The sequence below is a fragment of the Lonsdalea quercina genome (assembly GCF_900107885.1).
In the GTDB taxonomy this organism is placed as follows: domain Bacteria; phylum Pseudomonadota; class Gammaproteobacteria; order Enterobacterales; family Enterobacteriaceae; genus Lonsdalea; species Lonsdalea quercina.
Genome location: NZ_FNQS01000001.1, coordinates 387,981 through 406,900, shown reverse-complemented (window position 1 = coordinate 406,900; position 18,920 = coordinate 387,981). Strand labels below are relative to the sequence as shown.

Genomic DNA, 18,920 nt, shown 5'->3' with positions numbered 1-18,920 from the left:
GGAGCCGTCAATGGAGGCCCTGTTGGTTCTCCCGCAACACTAACCTGTGGACTCGGTCAGGTCCGGAAGGAAGCAGCCGCAGCAGGCGACGTGTGTGCCGGGATGTAGCTGGCGGGGCCTCCACCATTTCAGATGGTTCCTACCCCTTCTTACCCTTCTTATTTTTGCTTTCTGGATAATCTTTGTTTAGAAACTTGGCGTTGTTTCGCATTTTATTTATTGGGCGCTATCGGGTTTAAGCATTGAACGCCATTGAGGATAAGTTTATAAAAAGACTTATCTCTATCGGTAGGGAGTTGTTTAATAAAATGAGGACCCAGTCATCTCTGATGAATTAAGGCGGAAATATGTACATATACGTTGTTACTCGTTTTAGCATATTGCTTAATTTTTCTAATAAGACAAAGGCCGATCATGATATCGGCTCAATGTACTTTTAGCTCAACGCTAGAGGATTAATACGTATTAACGTACGTATTTCCATACAGCGGTAGGGACTTTGTCGTAGAGCTTATTCATGGTCAGCTCGGCCAGACGGTGGTCTGCCGCAGAATAGAACATTTCTAACTCATCGTTAGAGAGTTCATACTTGTTTTTTTCAATAACTCGTTCGAGAGTGTCAATGGTTGTGCATTTGCGCAAACGCATCAAGTAATCTATTTTTTTCATAATAACCTTTATGAATTTTCCTGGGTTAAAATAAGTATAAGGCAAATAATTGCTTAAGTTCTTACTGTTGCATAGCTGCTCTTTTCTGAGAGCATTCTGAATAATTGTGACTTAGACTTTTGCCATCTCCGCAGCTCGGCATCATTAATGCCGTAATTACTGAAAAGAATATAAGTATCGTCTAAATATTTTTCAACCCGCATGTACAACTCTTCATCATCCGGGTATTTAATTTTATAGGTGCCAATAAAGGCCGCAATATGCTCAATAAGCTCATTGAGCTGAAGATTTATTGCGGAGGTCGGATCATTCACCCAGCCGTGATTGCTGTCACCTAGCGTCGCGATACTTTCGTCGCGCAGATTCTCACACAAGAATCTGAGTTGGGCAATATCATAATGTTTAGGTGAGTACTCATCCATTTCAATCCCTCCGTTAAGCCATGGTTCAGTCTTACTTAGGGTTTACTCCTGCTTTAGCAGGTAACGTGATGAATTGCATAAGAGAGATTACACTCCGCTGTCCTCAAATAGACCAACCAAGGATAACACGGTGAATGTAAAGAATGTCCTCACATCAATGTAAAAGTCATTCTGCATCAACTATAGCAAAGAACACCTAGGTTCGCACTGCGCGGACATTTTCTGTCGTAATTGCTGCTATCGAACTCATCGTTCAAATTTTGTAATGTATTAATTGGGATACAGGACTATTAAGCGTCTCTTTTTAAACGTACTACATTTACTATGGTAATTAGTTTTTCCAGAATCGAATGTAAGGTATCCATATAAAATGTAACAAAAATAGCATCACTCAATCTCAAAGGTGTTGACTGAACGGTAGGTGGGATAGGGGAGGATGCTCCCCTATAGCGGTCAAAAGCCAAACCGCTTTTAAAGGTGATAGAGTGCAATACGCCGAATCATTAACAGTCAGTGAGTTACCTAAGTGTTAAAACCTGTTTAAATCCGAAGGAGTAAGAAAAGTTCTTTCAGGCTTAATTGTTTGTTTATTGAGGTCGGCGTAAAGGTCCGATGAGTTATTCATTAGTGTTTTTTCTTTTTCCGGCCTTGAACTGCATTAAAGCGAGGATGGCTTTTACAAATAACGTAAATTCTGCCTCGCCGTTTAACGACGATACAATCCTTGTGGCGTTTTTTGGCGCTGCTTAGTGAGCTTAATACCTGCATATAGCATTTCTCCCGTCTCTAAGATTTTAGAAAATGGCCGAATCTTTTTTGAAAGCGTGCTGCGCTTCCCTCTTTTGAATACTCTTTCTGCTTGCCGGTGTAGTAGGGATGTGAGGCTGCAGAAACTTCAATGGTGACATAGGGATAAATGTTCCCCTCATATTCATGAGTTCTTTCCGTCGCGATTGTTGATCCTACGGTATAGAACGTATTTGCGCTGGTGTCGTGGAAAAGCACGGTACGGTAGTGGGGATGTATATTGGATTTCATAACACACCTATAGTTTATGTTATAACATAACATTTATTCTGCGCTTTTTTTATTCGACGATCAACTGTGGTTTGCATGAATGGATGAGTTGAGAGAAAAAAATAGGCCGCTTGAGCGGCCTATTGAAACTTCAAGATGTGGATTAGTGCTGGTCTGGCTGATGTTCCGTATTCTCAGCGCCTTTCTTTTTACTGAAGCGTCGGCTGACGACGACATAAAAGACGGGCACGAAATAGATAGCCAAAATGGTGGCGGTCAACATCCCGCCCATGACCCCAGTCCCCACCGCGTTCTGCGCGCCGGAGCCAGCGCCTGAGCTGATAACCAGCGGCACGACACCCAAAATAAAGGCCAGTGAGGTCATCAGAATGGGGCGCAAACGCATCCGTACGGCATCGAGCGTTGCTTCCACCAAGCCTTTTCCTTCTTTTTCCATTAGGTCTTTCGCAAACTCCACGATCAAGATGGCGTTTTTGGCGGATAGCCCAATAGTGGTGAGCATTCCCACCTTGAAATACACGTCGTTTTCCAACCCGCGCATGCTGGCTGCAACAACTGCCCCCAGAATTCCGAGCGGTACGACGAGCATGACGGAGAAGGGAATAGACCAACTTTCGTACAGTGCGGCAAGACACAAGAATACGACGATGGCGGAAATAACAATCAGCGCTGGCGCCTGGTTTCCTGCCAGACGTTCCTGGTAAGACATGCCCGTCCAGTCAAAGTTGATCCCCTCAGGCAACTGCGAAGCCAGCTCTTCCATCAGCGCCATTGCTTCACCCGTACTTTTTCCTGGCGCGGCCTCCCCCAGAATCTCCATGGAGGGTAAGCCGTTGTAACGTTCCAGACGAGGTGAACCATATTCCCAGTGTGCCGAGCCGAAGGCGGAGAATGGAACCATTTGCCCAGCAGTACCGCGGACATACCAGTTCTGAATATCGCCGGGCAGCATACGGAATTTCGCATCCGCCTGAACGTAGACTTTTTTCACCCGACCGCGGTCGATGAAGTCGTTGACGTAACTACCCCCCAGCGCGGTCGCCAGCGTCGAATTGATTTCATCCAGCGTAACGCCCAGAGCAAGCGCTTTCTCCTGGTCGATATCCAGACGATATTGCGGTGTATCTTCCATGCCGTTCGGACGCACGCTCACCAGCGTATCCGAGTGCTGCGCGACCAACCCTAACAGCTGGTTACGAGCCTGCATCAGCTTGTCATGGCCCAAATTTCCCTGGTCAACCAGCTGGAAGTCGAAGCCGCTGGCGGTACCCAGCTCAACGATGGCGGGGATGTTGAACGGAATGACCAATCCTTCTTTTATCTGCGAGAAGGCGGCGTAAGCTCGGCCGGCGATAGCATCGACCTTATTGGCCGCTCCGCTACGTTCATCCCAATCTTTCAGGCTGGCGAAGGCTATCCCCATGTTCTGCCCGCGTCCGGCGAATCCGAAACCGTTGACGGTAAAGACGGAGTTCACGTTGTCCTTTTCATTATTCAGGTAGTACGAATCCACTTGATCCAGCACTTTTTGGGTACTTTCCTGCGTGGAGCCGACAGGCAGTTGCACCATGGTGAGCAGCACGCCCTGATCTTCCTGGGGCAGGAACGAACTGGGCAGACGCAAGAACATCAGACCGAGTCCAACGACCAGCAGCAGGTAAATCAGGACATAGCGACCGGTACTGCGCAGAATGTTGGCAACGCTATCGGTGTAGTGATGCGTACTCTTTTCAAAAAGACGGTTGAACCAGCCGAAGAAGCCTTTGGTTTTGCCGTGACCTTGATTATCAACAGGTTTAAGCAGTGTGGCGCACAGGGCTGGGGTCAAGATTAATGCCACCAGGACGGACAGCACCATGGAAGATACGATGGTGACCGAGAACTGACGGTAAATGGCGCCGGTAGAACCGCCGGAGAAGGCCATCGGCACAAATACGGCGGATAGCACAAGCGCGATCCCCACCAGAGCGCCCTGAATTTGCCCCATGGATTTTCGCGTTGCTTCTTTTGGTGATAGTCCTTCTTCCGCCATGACACGTTCGACGTTTTCTACGACGACGATGGCGTCATCCACCAGAAGACCGATCGCCAACACCATGGCGAACATGGTCAGGGTATTAATGGAGTAGCCAAATGCCGAGAGGATGGCGAACGTCCCCAGCAAGACGACCGGTACCGCGATGGTCGGGATGAGCGTCGCACGGAAGTTCTGCAGGAACAGATACATAACCAGAAATACCAGCACGATAGCTTCAATCAGCGTTTTCACCACTTCGTTAATAGAAATCTTAACGAACGGAGTGGTGTCGTACGGATAGACCACTTTCAAACCCGAAGGAAACTGCGCCTGCAGCTTAGCTAACTCGGCTTTAACGGCGTTGGCCGTATCCAGCGCATTAGCCCCGGTTGCCAGTTTGATGCCGAGGCCGGAAGCCGGCTGGCCGTTATAACGAGCCACGACGCTGTAGTCCTCACCCCCCAGTTCGATTCGGGCGACGTCTTTCAGCCGAACCTGCGAACCGTCCTGGTTTACGCGGATCAGGATATTGCCGAACTGTTCGGTATTATTAAGTCTTGTCTGAGCGATAATTGACGAGTTCAGTTTTTGTCCCGGCACTGGCGGCGTCCCGCCTAACTGACCGGCGGCAATCTGCGTGTTCTGCACCGTAATCGCTGAAACCACGTCTGACGTGGTCATCTGATAATTGGTCAGTTTATTGGGGTCAAGCCAGATACGCATGGCGTACTGGGCACCAAACAGCTGAGTGTCACCGACACCGGTGACGCGGCTGATGGGGTCTTTGACGCTGGAGCCGACGTAGTCCGCAATATCCTGTTGGGTGGTGTTTTTATCATCGCTGATGAAACCAATTACCATCAGAAAGCTGCTGCTGGACTTCTGTACGCTGACGCCTTGCTGCTGAACTTCCTGCGGCAAAAGCGGCATGGCGAGCTGCAGCTTGTTCTGCACCTGTACCTGCGCGATGTCAGGATTAGCTTTGGAGTCAAAGGTTAACGTGATTTGAGCGTTACCGGACGAGTCGCTGTTCGATGACATGTACAGCAGATTATCGATGCCGCTCATGTTCTGTTCGATGACCTGGGTGACTGTATCCTGCACCGTTTTGGCGTCAGCGCCCGGATAAGAGGCTGTCACTTCAACCGACGGTGGCGCAATGCTCGGATACTGGGCTACCGGCAACTGCGTTATCGCCAATAGCCCGGTCAGCATCACCATAATGGCAATGACCCATGCGAAGATGGGGCGATCTATAAAAAACTTAGCCATTGATTACCGGCTCCTGTTAAGACTTGGCGGGTTGAGTTTGAGGCTGCTGAGTGCTGTCAGATTTGACTTCCTGCGCTGTCACCACGATACCGGGTTTAATCTTTTGCAAGCCGGAAACAATCACGCGATCGCCAGGTTTAATGCCTGAAGTCACCACCCACTTGTCGCCAATGGCCTGAGCCGTGGTGACCGAACGGACTTCAACTTTATCCCCTTCACCCACAACCAATGCGGAAGCATCGCCGCGCGGAGTGCGGGTCACGCCTTCCTGAGGAACCAGAATCGCGTTTTGATTCACGCCGGCATCCAGACGCGCACGAACGAACATACCGGGCAGCAGGTTGTGTGAAGGGTTCGGGAAGATGGCGCGTAGAGTGATGGAACCGGTCGTTTCATCGACAGTGACGTCGGAGAACTCCAGCGTACCCTGCTGATCGTATTCGGTACCGTTTTCTAGCAACAGACGGACGTTGGCTTTACCGTTGGTCGCCTGAATAGTGCCACTGTTCAAATCATTCTTGAGCCGCAGAAAATCGTTGCTGGACTGCGTCACGTCCACATAAATGGGGTCAAGTTGCTGAATGGTGGTGAGCGCGGTCGTTTGAGCGCTGGAAACCAAGGCGCCTTCAGTGACCGTGGACTTACCAATGCGGCCTGAAATCGGGGCAGTGACTTTGGTGTAATCGAGATTGATTTGGGCGGAGTCTACGGCGGCTTTGCCGGAAACGACCGTTGCGTCGGCCTGACGGGAAGTCGCGACGGCCTGATCATAATCCTGCTTGCTGATGTAGTTAGTGCCTAACAGCGGTTTGTAACGGTTGACGGTCAAACGCGCGACTTCGGCGTTCGCCTGCGCTTCCGCCAGCGTGCCTTTCGCGCTATTAAGCTGTGCCTGATAAGGCGCAGGGTCGATTTGGTACAGTGATACGCCGGCCTGGACGTCGCCGCCTTCCACGAAATTACGCTTGAGGATAATGCCGCCGACCTGAGGACGGACTTCTGCCACCCGGTAAGAATTGGTGCGTCCCGGCAGTTCGGTGATGATATTCAGAGGTTGTGCTTTTATGGTGACAATATCTACCGCTGGCGGGTTTCCTGCCGCATTGCCTTGGTTTTCATCCTTATTATCACATCCAGTGAGAACTAAGCCGCCAGAAAGCATTAGCACCGCCGCCAGAGGCAAAAGCCTTCTGTTTTTATTCATAAAATAAACCTCAAGATTCCGATTCGAAAATTGATCAATGGATGACAAGCCCAAACCCATTGCTGCGATAATATTCAGTTCATGCTATGTTACATACATACACGAATGTATGTAAATCACACCTTTCAGTTAAAATAATGCTATGGCACGAAAAACCAAAAAACAGGCTGAGGAAACCCGCCAGCACATTATGGAGACGGCACTACGCCTCTTCTCCGAGCACGGTGTCTCTGCGACGTCATTGTCCGACATTGCGGTCGCTGCGGGTGTAACACGAGGTGCTATTTACTGGCATTTCAGAAACAAAGCCGAACTGTTTGCAGAAATCTGGGCGCGTTCAGAAACAAAAATGACCGAGTTTGAAACTGAGTATCATGCAAAATTTCCGGATGATCCACTTCATGTTATGCGGGAAGTCCTTATTTATATGCTGAAGCAGATCGAGTGTGACGGCGATTGGCGCGCGATGATGGAGATTATTTTCCATAAATGCGAGTTTAGCGGCGAAATTCGCTCGACCTGCCACGGACGCAAAGAAATCCATCTTGATTGTTACAATAAAGTGGACGTTTTGTTGGGGCGCTGCATTCACTCCGGCAAGCTGCCTGAGGATATTGATGCCCATCGGGCGGCGATTGCGCTGCGCGCCTACCTATCTGGCGTGATGGAAAACTGGTTATTTATGCCGGAAAGCTTCGCATTGAGTCACGAAGCGCCATTTTTAGTCGATGGCCTCATTGATATGCTGCGTTTCAGCCCTGCGATGCGTCAGGTTTATCGACCTGAAAATTGTTTATAGATCGTAAATACCGTTACGCTTCCCCACGGATTCACATATCTCGGCTCGACCGAGGCGTGATAAACTTGGCATATCTCCGCTTATACGATGATGTGTCATGAGTTCCAGCTTCTCTATTTTGCGCCATTTTTACGCCTCTTTTTCCCGCGTGTCGGATTCCGCCCTGCGCTCGCTGTCGGCACTTCTTCTAACGATGTGTCTGGCGCTGGCCGTAAGCGCGCCAGCGTTGGCGCTGACAAATGATTTGCCGACCCGAAGCGATATTCAAAACCGCCTCGACACTCTGAATAAACAAAAAAGCCAATCTCCGGCCGATAAGCTGGTTATAGAGGATTACACCAAAACGCTTGACGTGCTGGACGCGATAGACAGGGTTAAGCAGGAAACCGCTCAGTTAAAACTTCAGGCGGCACAAGCCCCGGCCAAGCTACGGCAGACGAGCGATGATTTGGCGGCCCTGACTTCGTCGTCGGAAGTCTCTCTTTCTACCCTCGAATCCTTATCTATCAAACAGTTGGAGTCGCGGTTAAATGATACGCTGGCTGGCCTGCAGTCGGCGCAGGAAAACCTGTCTAATTACAATAGTCAGCTGATTTCGCTGCAGACGCAGCCGGAAAGAGTACAGAGCGCCATGCTGACGGCATCGCAGCGCAGTCAGCAGCTACGCAATCAGCTCAATGGTCTGGACCCGGAACAGGCGACGTTGCGTCCGAGCCAGCAAACGTTGCTATTGACGGAACAGGCCCTGTTAAGCGCTCAGATGGAGCAACAGCGCAAAAGTCTGGAAGTGAACACGACGCTTCAGGATCTGTTGCAAAAGCAGCGTGACTACACTGCGGCTCAGATTAATCAGCAAGAACGCATGGTACAGGCGCTGCAAAATGTGGTCAGCCACAAACGTCTTAACCTGTCAGAGAAAACGGCCAAAGAGGCTCAGACATCCGGCGAGCTGCAACGCATTCAGGAAAACCCCCTGGTTAAGACGGAAATGGAGATCAACCGTCAGCTCAGTCAGCGGTTGATTGCCGCGACCGAAGCCGGAAATACGCTGGTGCAGCAAAGCATTCAGGTCAAAAACTGGTTGGATCGCGCCACGCAGTCCGAGCGTAATCTGAAAGAGCAGGTCACCGTACTTAAAGGCAGCCTGTTATTGTCACGCATCTTGTATCAGCAGCAGCAAAACCTCCCTTCGGCAGATGAACTGAGTGACATGAGCACGCAGATCGCCGATCTGCGCCTGGAGCAGTTCGACATCAACCAGCAGCGCGATGAGCTGTTTCGCGGCGATGAATATATCCAGAAGCTGCTGGCGCGCAACAATACGGTCTCCAACAGCGAAGTGACCGACGCGCTGGAGCAGATTCTGGACATGCGCCGGGAGTTGCTCGACCAGTTGAACAAGCAGCTCGGCAACCAGCTCATGCTCGCAATCAACCTGCAAATCAACCGACAGCAGCTCGGCAGCGTGAATGCCTCGCTGCAAAGAACGCTGACTCAGCAGATCTTCTGGGTTAACAGCAACAAGCCGATGGACTGGAGCTGGCTGAAAGAATTTCCGTCCTCGCTTAAACAGCAGCTGCACGGCATCCATATCGCAGTCAAATCGGAACAGTTTGTTCAGGGGGCTTTACGGTCCTTGCTTTATGTTGTTCCGGCGATGCTGCTGGTGGGGCTGATCTTCTGGCGTCGAAAATCTATCGACCATTATCTCGACAAATTGTCCAAAGACGTCGGACAGCTCAAACGCGACAGCCAGCTCCATACTCCCCAGACGATTCTGCTATTGCTGATTAAAGTGTTGCCCGGCACGCTTATATTGATATGTGTGGGGCTGTGGCTGGAGCGCGCCGGGGGGCAACTCGGCGAATTTGCGTGGCTGCTGAGTCAGGATCTGGCGCTGTTCTGGCTCGTCTTCGGGCTTGCCTGGCAGGGCTTGAAGCCGGAGGGCATGTTCGAACGGCATTTCAACTTAGCGCCTTCGTTAAGCGCGCACTATCGCAGGCAAACGCTGCGACTGGGATGTGCGCTGCTGCCGCTGATTTTTTGGTCTGTTATCGGCGAACAGATCCCGTTGTATCTGGTGGACGACGTTATCGGGCAATTGGTGATCGTCCTCAACTTGGTGCTGCTGTCGGTGCTGGTCTTTCCGCTTTGCCGGGATAGCTGGCGTGACAAGGACCGCCATACGATGCGTCTGATCGTTGTGACGGCCATCGCGCTGATGCCGCCTTTTTTGATCGTGCTGATGTTGAGTGGTTACTTCTATACGACATTGCGCCTGTCCGGTCGTTGGATCGAAAGCTTGTATCTGCTGATCGTATGGAACGTGGTCTACATGGCGACGATCCGCGGACTGAGCGTCGCCGCCCGACGTCTGGCCTATCGCCGTGCGCTGGCCAGACGGCAGAACGTGGTGAAAGAGGGCGCTGAAGGGAGCGAACCGGTACCTGAAGCGCCGCTGGCGTTGGAACAAATCAGCCAGCAATCGTTGCGATTGACCACCATGGTCCTGGTGATGATCTTCTGCGGGGCGATTTATGGGATATGGGCGGACTTGGTGACGGTGTTCTCCTATCTCGATAGCGTCACGCTGTGGCATTACAACGCATCCGTGGGCGGCAGCAACGTCCTGCAAGCGGTAACGCTCGGCAACCTGCTGCTGTCGCTGGCGGTGATTGTGATTGCCTACGTCATGACCCGCAACTTGCCGGGGCTGTTGGAAGTCTTGGTGCTTTCGCGACTGCAGCTGCGGCAGGGGACCTCCTATGCCATCACGACGATCCTGACCTACCTGATTACGTCCGTCGGCGCGGTGACTGCCCTCAGCTCGCTCGGCGTATCGTGGGACAAACTACAGTGGCTGGTCGCGGCGTTGTCCGTCGGGCTCGGATTCGGTTTGCAGGAGATCTTCGCCAACTTCGTCTCCGGTCTGATCATCCTATTCGAACGCCCCGTGCGTATCGGCGATACGATCACCATCGGTACGTTTTCGGGAACGGTCAGCAAGATCAGAATTCGAGCGACGACGATTACGGATTTTGACCGTAAAGAGGTGATCATTCCCAACAAGGCTTTTGTGACGGAACGTCTGATCAACTGGTCGCTGTCGGACACGATTACGCGTGTGATCATCAGTATCGGCGTGGCTTATGGGTCCGATCTCGATAAGGTGAAATCCGTCTTGCTGCAGGCCGCGCGTGAGAACCCCCGTGTGATGACCGATCCGGAGCCGCAGGTGTTTTTCCTCGCGTTCGGCGCCAGCACCCTCAATCATGAGCTGAGACTGTATGTGCGCGAGCTACGCGATCGCAGCTACACGGTGGATGAGCTGAACCGCGCGATCGACCGACTCTGTCGGGAAAATGACATCAATATCGCTTTCAATCAGCTGGAAGTGTATTTGCATAATGAGCAGGGAAAGGAAGTGAAAGAGGTGTCGCGTCAGCTGCCGGACAATCCATCGCACCTGTAAGTTTCGACAACGGGAATCGCCGGAACAAACGTTTAAAACGTCTGTTCCGGCTGAACAACCGCTAATCGGTTGAGAGATCGCCCTGTCCTTGGGTCTTGTGCAGATAGTCCTTACGCACAATGTCGAGTGCGGCGAGTACCACCTCAGGGTCAATCTGGTTGGTCTCAAGCAACATAATGAGATCCACCGCCAGTTTGACTTCGGGAGCTGCATTTTCCAGTGACATAGGGGTTCACCTTCCCGTTCGCTCGGAATCAGCGTGTAGATATAGCAGATATCACCGCGAGCAACGAGTTTTTAGGAACCTTGTTCCCGCCTTTCAATTTGACGTTCCAAACGCGTAAGCGCCTGTCGACAGCGCGCCAGCCGGCCTTCCAGCGCCGCCAACTCTTGTTGCAACCGCTGTTTTTCGTCAAACGCAGTTTGCTGGATAAGTAAACTTTCCCGATCCTGAATCATCGCTATCAAACGTCGTTCATAGCCTTGATGCTCGGCCAACTTGTGGTAGAGATCGGGCGGCGTTGGGGCGGAGGGGCTCTGCTGCCGCATTTTCCAGGTACCTAGTTCACGCTGTAGCGCCGTAATCTGAGCCAGCAGTTTTTCTGCCATAAAAGCCACTCGGTCGGTGCGATTTTCGGCGACATATTGCTGCAGGTGCTGATGATTTTGTTTCACTTCGGCCAGATAGTCGCCGAAGCGTGTGCCATAACAGCCAAACAGCTGGCGGTCGAAACGGGATCGGGCTGTCGTCATCCCTATAACCGGCGCTATTTGTTCGGCCAGGCTGGCGATCTGATGGTCTAGCGCTTGCAACAGCGTCGAGGTGCTCATTCGGTTGCCTCAGTCATTGTGCGGTGAATCAAAGCGGTGGGGGGCCGTCGACACGGGGCTTGCCGCTATGAAATTTGAAATCGTCATCGGGCGAAACGATCAGGTTAGCCTCAATCTCCGCAAAGAACGCGATCCTCGGTAAAATGTCTCGGTCGGCAATTTGCTTGGCCAGCGCAAGATAGTCCTGATAGTGACGGGCCTCAGACCTCAGCAGGGAGAGATAAAACTTCTGTAATTGCGAGTCCAAATATGGGGCCAGTTTAGCAAAGCGTTCGCAGGATCGGGCCTCAATAAATGCGCCGATAATCAGCTTATCAACCAGCATATTCGGCTCATGCGTCATCACGTGTCGAAGCATACCTTTCGCATATCGGCTGGCAGGCAGGCGCTGATAGACAATCCCCAGAGAGGCCATTATTTCCAGCACCTGATGAAAATGGTGCAGCTCTTCTTTTATCAACAACACCATCTTGTCGATCATATCCTGCCCATAGCGGCAGCCCGTTCGAATACTTATCTGCTTGGATACTGGGTTTTTCGCTTCCAGTTCGGCAAAGTTACTGCGGTCATGGTAAGCGAAGTTTTCATATGGCATGAGCCAGTCCATCAGCTGTCGCTGGCCGGACTCATCCACGGCGTAGCGCCGCAGGAGATGCGCCGCGTTTTGCGCCGCTTTCAGTTCGCACAGCGCGTGGTCGCGCAAAAGGGTCGGTAGATTATCGGCTTTTTGTGCCTCGATAACCCACTCGTCAGGCGTTTCAGCCGTCAAAAATTGATAGATTGGGGTAAGAATAGCGCGATCGAACATGAATTAAGCACGGAACGACGGTGGGTTAAACGTGACGCCATGATACCTGCTTTGACGGCATTTGCGATCCTGTTCCGCGATGGTCAAATCAGTGTTACACCCGTTACTATGTATGGGCAAGGGTTCGGCGACATCTACTAGCGGGAGTGTGGTGTATGTATCGTGTGGTCTTGATCGTGTTGGGATGGATTGCCGTCGTGCTGGCTACGCTGGGCGTCGTGCTTCCGCTTTTGCCCACCACGCCGTTTCTGCTGTTGGCCGCCTGGTGCTTCGCCCGATCGTCGCCGCGTTTTCACTACTGGCTGCTGCATCGTTCGTGGTTCGGCGGCTATCTGCGACATTGGCAGCAGCATCGGGCTTTGCCGCCGGGCGTCAAAGTCAAAGCGCTCGTGGTGATCGTCGCCACCTTCGCCTTATCGATATGGATGGTCAATATTCCGTGGGTGCGGGGATTATTATTGGTGGTGATGGCCTGCCTGCTCATCTTTATGTTGCGGCTGCCGGTGGTTGATCGGGAGCAATAAAAGTGAGCGACCGGGTGCTGGGCTGTTGCATTTGTCAGTCAGTTTGACTAGATTTGAGCGTTTTCGTGCGCGTCCCACCTCTACTCCTTTCCCGGCGAAGGGCGCGTGATGGCCGCCAGAGCGACAACGGGCGTCCGTTATTCACTGAACAGATTGTTTTATCAGGCACAGGATTATGACCGTAACACAGCCAGAATTAATTAAAAACAGTATCAAGAGCGTTCCCGACTACCCAAAGCCGGGCATACTGTTCCGTGACGTCACGAGCCTGTTGGAAAATCCGCAGGCCTACGCGGCCAGCATTTCCCTCCTGGCAGAGCGTTATCGTCATGCTGGCATCACCAAAGTCGTTGGAACTGAAGCGCGTGGCTTTCTGTTCGGTGCGCCGGTGGCGCTGGCAATGAACGTAGGCTTCGTACCGGTGCGCAAACCAGGAAAATTGCCGCGTAAAACGCTATGCGAAAGCTATGAGCTGGAATACGGCACCGACACGCTGGAAATCCACGAAGACTCCATTACTGCCGGCGATAAAGTGCTGGTTATCGACGATCTGCTGGCGACCGGCGGCACAGTCGAAGCGACGGTGAAATTGATCCGTCGTTTAGGCGGCGAGGTCACTGACGCAGCCTTTGTCATCAACCTGTTTGACCTTGGTGGTCAGCAGCGCCTGGAAGCCATGGGCGTACAGTGTTTCAGCCTGGTCGACTTCCCCGGTCATTAAGCACATCAGTCTCGCCGACGGCGGCGAGACTGTGTTAGCATCACCACCTCAATAACTCAACTGTTGCGGTATTGATGAGCTATCAGGTTCTTGCCCGTAAGTGGCGCCCTCAAACCTTTGCCGATGTCGTCGGTCAGGAACATGTCCTGGCCGCGCTGGCTAATGGTCTTTCCCTAGGCCGAATTCACCATGCCTATCTGTTTTCCGGCACCCGTGGGGTGGGGAAAACCACTATCGCGCGTCTGCTGGCGAAAGGACTGAACTGTGAGGCTGGCATCACGGCAACGCCCTGCGGTAAATGCGAGAACTGTCTCGAAATTGAGCAAGGCCGCTTCGTCGATCTGATCGAGATCGATGCTGCTTCCCGCACCAAAGTCGAAGATACTCGCGACTTACTGGATAACGTGCAATATGCGCCGGCGCGGGGCCGCTTCAAGGTGTACCTCATCGATGAAGTGCACATGCTTTCCCGCCACAGCTTCAACGCACTACTCAAAACGCTGGAAGAGCCGCCGTCGCACGTTAAATTCCTGCTGGCGACCACAGACCCCCAAAAGCTTCCAGTGACTATTCTGTCGCGCTGCCTGCAGTTCCATCTCAAAGCATTGGATGCGGAGCAGATCCGCGCCCATTTGCAGCACGTCTTGCAGGAAGAGCAGTTGCCCGCTGAGGCGCGTGCGCTGCAACTGCTGGCGCGTGCGGCGGAAGGCAGCCTGCGTGATGCGCTCTCGCTGGCCGACCAGGCTATCGCCATTGGTCAGGGGCAGGTCACGACTGAAACGGTCAGTCAGATGCTGGGAACGCTGGACGACGAGCAGCCGCTGGCGTTGATAGAGGCGTTGGTGAAAGCCGACAGCGCGCAGGTGATGACCTTGCTGCAACAAGCCGCGTCGCGCGGCGTGGATTGGGAATCGCTGTTGGTGGAAACGCTCACCTTGCTGCACCGCGTCGCCATGGTGCAAATGCTGCCTTCGGCGCTGGGCGATGAATACAGCAGCGTAGCGCCACGCCTGCGGGATCTGGCTCGCGCCGTCCCGCCTGCTGAAGTGCAGCTCTATTATCAAACCTTGTTGATTGGCCGCAAAGAGCTGGCTTATGCGCCCGATCCGCGAATGGGCGTGGAAATGACGTTGCTGCGCGCGCTGGCGTTTCATCCTCGCCAGGTCATTGATGCGCCTACGCCCGTTACCGTCGCTGCGCCGATAGTCGCTCCACAGGCGCCGACGAACACGCCGGTGCGGCAGTCCGCGGCTGCGCCGTCCGACGAGGCGCCTCAAGCGCCTCCTCAGCAGGCGGAACCACCACGGCCGCCGGAGTCCGCTCCGCAAACGGCGAGCCATTTACCGGACACGACCGCGCAGTTGTTGCAGGCGCGCAGCCAACTATTGCAGAAACAGGGAACGTCTCCGCCAAAAAAGTCTGAACCGGCAGCGTCAGGAAAAACGCGGCCGGGAACGTCAGCGCTGGAACGACTGGCCTCTGTGAGCGAGCGCGGTCAGCAGCGGATGGCGTCAAAGGCGGAAGAAAAGCGTGAACCGAAGAAGCCGGAAGCCTACCGCTGGAAGGCGCAGAATACGGTTCCACAGGAACAAAAAGCGGAAGTGGCGACGCCCAAGGCGCTGCGTTCCGCATTAGAACACGAAAAAACGCCGGAGCTGGTCGCCCGGTTGGCGGAAGAAGCCAAAACACGCGATGAGTGGGCGGCTGAAATCGACCATCTGACGCTGCCGAAACTGGTGCAGCAGCTAGCGCTGAACGCGTTCAGAGAGAGGCCGACGGATAGCGAGATTCATCTGCATCTGCGATCCTCTCAACGTCACCTGAACACCAGCGCGGCGCAGCAGGCACTGGTGTCTGCGCTATCGGCGTATCACGGGCGCGATATCGCGCTGACGATCGCAGAAGACGATAACCCTGCGGTTCGGACGCCGCTGGAGTGGCGACAGGCCATTTACGAAGAAAAACTGGCGCAGGCGCGTCAGTCGATCCTGACGGATAATAACATTCAGACGCTGCGGCGATTCTTCGACGCGGAATTGGATGAAGACAGTATCCGACCCGTTTAACTGCTGCTGTAGCAGCCCGAGTGATAGAGAGAACGATATGTTTGGTAAAGGCGGTTTAGGCAATCTGATGAAGCAAGCTCAGCAGATGCAGGAAAAAATGCAGCAGGCCCAGGAAGAAATTGCCAATGTGGAAGTGACTGGCGAATCTGGTGCCGGGCTGGTTAAAGTCACCATTAACGGCGCGCACAATTGCCGCCGTGTTGAGCTGGACCCCAGCCTGCTCGAAGATGATAAAGACATGCTGGAAGATTTAATCGCGGCTGCGTTCAACGATGCGGCGCGCCGCATTGCGGAAACGCAGAAAGAGAAGATGGCGGCGGTTTCCGGCGGGATGCAACTGCCGCCAGGCTTCAAGATGCCGTTCTGATGCAAACCAGTCCGCTTCTTGAATCACTGATGGAATCCCTGCGCTGTTTACCCGGCGTGGGGCCTAAATCTGCCCAGCGAATGGCCTTTCATCTGCTGCAACGCGATCGAAGCGGCGGGATGAAACTGGCGCAGTCGCTGACCCGCGCCATGTCTGAAATTGGCCACTGCGAAGACTGCCGTACCTTTACGGAACAGGGCGTCTGCAACATCTGCGCAAACGCCCGTCGTCAGGAAAACGGCCTTATCTGCGTGGTGGAAAGTCCGGCCGATATTCATGCCATCGAGCAAACCGGTCAGTTCGCCGGCCGCTACTTTGTCTTGATGGGACATCTTTCGCCGCTGGACGGCATTGGTCCGGATGATATTGGCTTGGGTCGGCTGGAAGAGCGCCTGGAAACGGAAAGCATCCAGGAGGTGATTCTGGCGACCAACCCGACGGTTGAAGGCGACGCCACGGCGAACTACATCGCCGAGCTGTGCGCCGAGCATGGCGTGATGGCTAGCCGCATCGCCCACGGCGTGCCGGTCGGGGGTGAATTGGAGATGGTGGACGGTACGACGCTGTCGCATTCACTGGCAGGACGTCACCCGTTCAAGTTCTGACTCTCTGGCTGCCGAAAAAATCGGCAGTCGCACTTTATTCCTCGTTTTTCGCCCGCGAGCGCTATCAGTCCCACTTGAAATCTCGGCACCTGACCCCACCTGTAGCTTATCTGACAATAAAACAGCCTGAATAAAACACGTTTTGAGGTAAGTCATAATGAGTATGAAAGGCCAAGAGACCCGCGGCTTCCAGTCTGAAGTGAAGCAATTACTGCACCTGATGATCCATTCACTGTATTCCAATAAGGAAGTGTTCCTGCGTGAATTGATCTCCAATGCGTCTGACGCGGCGGATAAACTGCGTTTTCGCGCGCTGTCGACGCCTGATTTATATGAAGGCGACGGGGACCTGCGTGTACGCGTCTCCACCGACAAAGAAAAGCGCACGCTGACCATCTCCGATAACGGTATCGGGATGTCTCGCGAAGACGTGATTGAAAATCTTGGTACTATCGCCAAATCCGGCACCAAAGCATTTCTGGAATCACTGGGTTCCGATCAGGTAAAAGACAGCCAGCTGATCGGCCAGTTCGGCGTGGGCTTTTACTCCGCGTTTATCGTCGCGGATAAAGTCACCGTGCGTACTCGCGCCGCTGGCGCCAGCGCCGATCAGGGCGTTTTCTGGGAGTCTGCCGGCGAAGGCGACTACACCATTGCCGACATCGACAAGCCGGAACGCGGTACTGAAATTACGCTGCACCTGCGTGAAGGCGAAGACGAATTCCTCGATACGTGGCGTGTACGCTCCATCATCAGCAAATACTCCGACCACATCGCCCTGCCGGTAGAAATTCAGACCGAAACGGAAAGCGAAGAAGAGGGCGGGGAAAAAACCGTTTCCTGGGAAAAGATCAACAAGGCGCAGGCGCTGTGGACGCGTAATAAATCCGACATCAGCGACGAAGAGTATGTCGAGTTCTATAAACATATCTCTCACGACTTCGCCGACCCACTGACCTGGAGCCACAACCGCGTGGAAGGGAAGCAGGAGTACACCAGCCTGCTGTACATCCCTTCTCAGGCGCCATGGGATATGTGGAACCGCGACCATAAGCACGGTCTGAAACTCTACGTTCAGCGCGTGTTCATCATGGACGATGCGGAACAGTTTATGCCGAACTACCTGCGCTTCGTACGCGGTCTCATTGACTCCAACGATCTGCCGCTGAACGTATCGCGTGAGATCCTGCAAGACAACCGCGTCACTCACAGCCTGCGTACCGCGCTGACCAAACGCGTATTGCAAATGCTGGAACATCTGGCGAAAACCGACAGCGAAAAATATCAGACGGTTTGGCAGCAGTTCGGTCAGGTCCTGAAAGAGGGGCCGGCGGAAGATGGCGGCAACCGAGAAACTATCGCTAAACTGCTGCGCTTTGCCTCTACCCATACCGATAGCGCGGCGCAGACCGTCTCGCTGGAAGACTATGTCAGCCGTATGGTTGAAGGTCAGGACAAGATCTATTACATCACCGCCGACAGCTACGCCGCCGCCAAGAGCAGTCCACATCTGGAACTGTTCCGCAAGAAAGGCATTGAAGTGTTGCTGCTGTCCGATCGCATCGACGAATGGATGATGAGCTACCTGACCGAGTTCGACGGTAAATCCTTCCAGTCCGTCAGCAAGGCCGATGAAGCGTTGGACAAGCTGGCGGATGATGCCGACGAAAGCCAGAAAGAAGCGGAAAAAGCGCTGGAGCCGTTCGTCGACCGCGTGAAAACGCTGCTGGGCGATCGCGTGAAAGAGGTGCGTCTGACGCATCGTCTGACCGATACCCCGGCTATCGTCACTACCGGGGCTGACGAAATGGGAACGCAGATGGCGAAGCTGTTTGCCGCCGCCGGCCAACAGGCCCCGGAAGTGAAATACATCTTCGAACTGAATCCGGATCATGCGCTGGTCAAACGCGCTTCCGACACCACTGATGACGCCCAGTTCGGCGAGTGGGTTGAGCTGCTGTTGGATCAGGCGCTGTTTGCTGAACGCGGCACGCTAGAAGATCCTAACCAGTTCATCCGTCGTATGAATCAGCTGCTGACGGCATAATCTCTTTTCTTTCCCGCCCCGGTTCTCCGGGGCTTTTTTTTGCAGGCGCGACCGCCGT

At 53.4% G+C, this 18,920-nt stretch carries 17 protein-coding genes and 1 other RNA gene; 9 read left to right on the top strand and 9 right to left on the bottom strand.

What is annotated here, in order from left to right; all coding sequences use genetic code 11:
• Positions 1 to 20: 20 nt before the first annotated feature.
• Positions 21 to 117: signal recognition particle sRNA small type (gene ffs, locus BLU64_RS01840), an RNA gene on the top strand.
• A 348-nt stretch (positions 118 to 465) separates the two neighbouring features.
• On the opposite strand, the gene BLU64_RS01835 is transcribed toward ffs, so the two are convergent.
• The 6 genes from BLU64_RS01835 to BLU64_RS01810 all read right to left on the bottom strand — a co-directional run bounded on the left by BLU64_RS01835 (position 466) and on the right by BLU64_RS01810 (position 6,622).
• Entirely contained in the window at positions 466 to 669 is a 204-nt protein-coding gene (locus BLU64_RS01835; RefSeq protein ID WP_009114000.1) for an HHA domain-containing protein, read from the bottom strand.
• Between the two features lie 53 nt (positions 670 to 722).
• Positions 723 to 1,091, bottom strand: a complete 369-nt coding sequence (gene tomB / locus BLU64_RS01830) for an Hha toxicity modulator TomB (protein WP_026738849.1) — start codon at positions 1,089 to 1,091, stop codon at positions 723 to 725.
• Between the two features lie 624 nt (positions 1,092 to 1,715).
• Complete coding sequence (gene ykgO / locus BLU64_RS01825; protein WP_071999778.1) at positions 1,716 to 1,859, bottom strand: type B 50S ribosomal protein L36; 144 nt, start codon at positions 1,857 to 1,859, stop codon at positions 1,716 to 1,718.
• Between the two features lie 18 nt (positions 1,860 to 1,877).
• Positions 1,878 to 2,129, bottom strand: coding sequence for a type B 50S ribosomal protein L31 (locus BLU64_RS01820; protein ID WP_071999777.1), 252 nt, complete (start codon positions 2,127 to 2,129; stop codon positions 1,878 to 1,880).
• A gap of 142 nt (positions 2,130 to 2,271) precedes the next feature.
• On the bottom strand, positions 2,272 to 5,418 hold the full coding sequence (locus tag BLU64_RS01815; RefSeq protein WP_074727766.1) for an efflux RND transporter permease subunit: 3,147 nt from the start codon (positions 5,416 to 5,418) through the stop codon (positions 2,272 to 2,274).
• A gap of 16 nt (positions 5,419 to 5,434) precedes the next feature.
• The gene (locus BLU64_RS01810) at positions 5,435 to 6,622 is read right to left on the bottom strand and encodes an efflux RND transporter periplasmic adaptor subunit (protein WP_026742846.1); all 1,188 of its coding nucleotides are present in this window, start codon (positions 6,620 to 6,622) and stop codon (positions 5,435 to 5,437) included.
• 142 nt (positions 6,623 to 6,764) lie between these two features.
• On the opposite strand from BLU64_RS01810, the gene acrR reads away from it, so the two are divergent.
• A complete protein-coding gene (gene acrR / locus BLU64_RS01805; RefSeq protein ID WP_026742845.1) occupies positions 6,765 to 7,421 on the top strand; it encodes a multidrug efflux transporter transcriptional repressor AcrR in 657 nt (218 codons plus the stop codon).
• A gap of 193 nt (positions 7,422 to 7,614) precedes the next feature.
• Entirely contained in the window at positions 7,615 to 10,893 is a 3,279-nt protein-coding gene (gene mscK / locus BLU64_RS01800) for a mechanosensitive channel MscK (RefSeq protein ID WP_074727876.1), read from the top strand.
• A 61-nt stretch (positions 10,894 to 10,954) separates the two neighbouring features.
• Here mscK and rsmS read toward each other — a convergent pair whose 3' ends face one another.
• From rsmS to miaE, 3 genes are all read right to left on the bottom strand, one after another.
• Positions 10,955 to 11,119 (bottom strand): pleiotropic regulatory protein RsmS, encoded by a 165-nt coding sequence (gene rsmS, locus BLU64_RS01795; protein ID WP_071999776.1) that lies wholly within the window; start codon positions 11,117 to 11,119, stop codon positions 10,955 to 10,957.
• Positions 11,120 to 11,190: 71 nt separating this feature from the next.
• The gene (priC, locus tag BLU64_RS01790; RefSeq protein ID WP_026742843.1) at positions 11,191 to 11,724 is read right to left on the bottom strand and encodes a primosomal replication protein PriC; all 534 of its coding nucleotides are present in this window, start codon (positions 11,722 to 11,724) and stop codon (positions 11,191 to 11,193) included.
• A gap of 28 nt (positions 11,725 to 11,752) precedes the next feature.
• On the bottom strand, positions 11,753 to 12,532 hold the full coding sequence (gene miaE, locus BLU64_RS01785) for a tRNA isopentenyl-2-thiomethyl-A-37 hydroxylase MiaE (RefSeq protein WP_026742842.1): 780 nt from the start codon (positions 12,530 to 12,532) through the stop codon (positions 11,753 to 11,755).
• Between the two features lie 155 nt (positions 12,533 to 12,687).
• On the opposite strand from miaE, the gene BLU64_RS01780 reads away from it, so the two are divergent.
• The 6 genes from BLU64_RS01780 (at position 12,688) to htpG (ending at position 18,862) form a co-directional block, all read left to right on the top strand.
• Positions 12,688 to 13,056, top strand: a complete 369-nt coding sequence (locus BLU64_RS01780) for a DUF454 family protein (RefSeq protein ID WP_074727765.1) — start codon at positions 12,688 to 12,690, stop codon at positions 13,054 to 13,056.
• 175 nt (positions 13,057 to 13,231) lie between these two features.
• Positions 13,232 to 13,777: an adenine phosphoribosyltransferase gene (gene apt, locus BLU64_RS01775; RefSeq protein ID WP_026742840.1), complete on the top strand. Its 546-nt coding sequence runs from the start codon at positions 13,232 to 13,234 to the stop codon at positions 13,775 to 13,777.
• A gap of 74 nt (positions 13,778 to 13,851) precedes the next feature.
• Positions 13,852 to 15,843: a DNA polymerase III subunit gamma/tau gene (gene dnaX / locus BLU64_RS01770; protein WP_074727763.1), complete on the top strand. Its 1,992-nt coding sequence runs from the start codon at positions 13,852 to 13,854 to the stop codon at positions 15,841 to 15,843.
• A 37-nt stretch (positions 15,844 to 15,880) separates the two neighbouring features.
• Complete coding sequence (locus BLU64_RS01765; protein WP_026742838.1) at positions 15,881 to 16,210, top strand: YbaB/EbfC family nucleoid-associated protein; 330 nt, start codon at positions 15,881 to 15,883, stop codon at positions 16,208 to 16,210.
• Positions 16,210 to 16,815, top strand: a complete 606-nt coding sequence (gene recR, locus BLU64_RS01760) for a recombination mediator RecR (RefSeq protein WP_074727761.1) — start codon at positions 16,210 to 16,212, stop codon at positions 16,813 to 16,815. The genes BLU64_RS01765 and recR overlap by 1 nt, the downstream gene beginning before the upstream one ends.
• 163 nt (positions 16,816 to 16,978) lie before the next feature.
• A complete protein-coding gene (gene htpG, locus BLU64_RS01755) occupies positions 16,979 to 18,862 on the top strand; it encodes a molecular chaperone HtpG (RefSeq protein ID WP_026742836.1) in 1,884 nt (627 codons plus the stop codon).
• Positions 18,863 to 18,920 lie beyond the last annotated feature (58 nt).

What these genes read in the sequence shown, in the direction of transcription:
- miaE (WP_026742842.1), bottom strand. Translation starts at nt 12,532, where the DNA reads ATGTTCGATCGCGCTATTCTTACCCCAATCTATCAATTTTTGACGGCT.
- htpG (WP_026742836.1), top strand. Translation starts at nt 16,979, where the DNA reads ATGAAAGGCCAAGAGACCCGCGGCTTCCAGTCTGAAGTGAAGCAATTA.
- BLU64_RS01765 (WP_026742838.1), top strand. Translation starts at nt 15,881, where the DNA reads ATGTTTGGTAAAGGCGGTTTAGGCAATCTGATGAAGCAAGCTCAGCAG.
- BLU64_RS01815 (WP_074727766.1), bottom strand. Translation starts at nt 5,418, where the DNA reads ATGGCTAAGTTTTTTATAGATCGCCCCATCTTCGCATGGGTCATTGCC.
- BLU64_RS01820 (WP_071999777.1), bottom strand. Translation starts at nt 2,129, where the DNA reads ATGAAATCCAATATACATCCCCACTACCGTACCGTGCTTTTCCACGAC.
- BLU64_RS01810 (WP_026742846.1), bottom strand. Translation starts at nt 6,622, where the DNA reads ATGAATAAAAACAGAAGGCTTTTGCCTCTGGCGGCGGTGCTAATGCTT.
- BLU64_RS01780 (WP_074727765.1), top strand. Translation starts at nt 12,688, where the DNA reads ATGTATCGTGTGGTCTTGATCGTGTTGGGATGGATTGCCGTCGTGCTG.
- recR (WP_074727761.1), top strand. Translation starts at nt 16,210, where the DNA reads ATGCAAACCAGTCCGCTTCTTGAATCACTGATGGAATCCCTGCGCTGT.
- priC (WP_026742843.1), bottom strand. Translation starts at nt 11,724, where the DNA reads ATGAGCACCTCGACGCTGTTGCAAGCGCTAGACCATCAGATCGCCAGC.
- mscK (WP_074727876.1), top strand. Translation starts at nt 7,615, where the DNA reads ATGTGTCTGGCGCTGGCCGTAAGCGCGCCAGCGTTGGCGCTGACAAAT.
- apt (WP_026742840.1), top strand. Translation starts at nt 13,232, where the DNA reads ATGACCGTAACACAGCCAGAATTAATTAAAAACAGTATCAAGAGCGTT.
- BLU64_RS01835 (WP_009114000.1), bottom strand. Translation starts at nt 669, where the DNA reads ATGAAAAAAATAGATTACTTGATGCGTTTGCGCAAATGCACAACCATT.
- acrR (WP_026742845.1), top strand. Translation starts at nt 6,765, where the DNA reads ATGGCACGAAAAACCAAAAAACAGGCTGAGGAAACCCGCCAGCACATT.
- ykgO (WP_071999778.1), bottom strand. Translation starts at nt 1,859, where the DNA reads ATGCAGGTATTAAGCTCACTAAGCAGCGCCAAAAAACGCCACAAGGAT.
- rsmS (WP_071999776.1), bottom strand. Translation starts at nt 11,119, where the DNA reads ATGTCACTGGAAAATGCAGCTCCCGAAGTCAAACTGGCGGTGGATCTC.
- tomB (WP_026738849.1), bottom strand. Translation starts at nt 1,091, where the DNA reads ATGGATGAGTACTCACCTAAACATTATGATATTGCCCAACTCAGATTC.
- dnaX (WP_074727763.1), top strand. Translation starts at nt 13,852, where the DNA reads ATGAGCTATCAGGTTCTTGCCCGTAAGTGGCGCCCTCAAACCTTTGCC.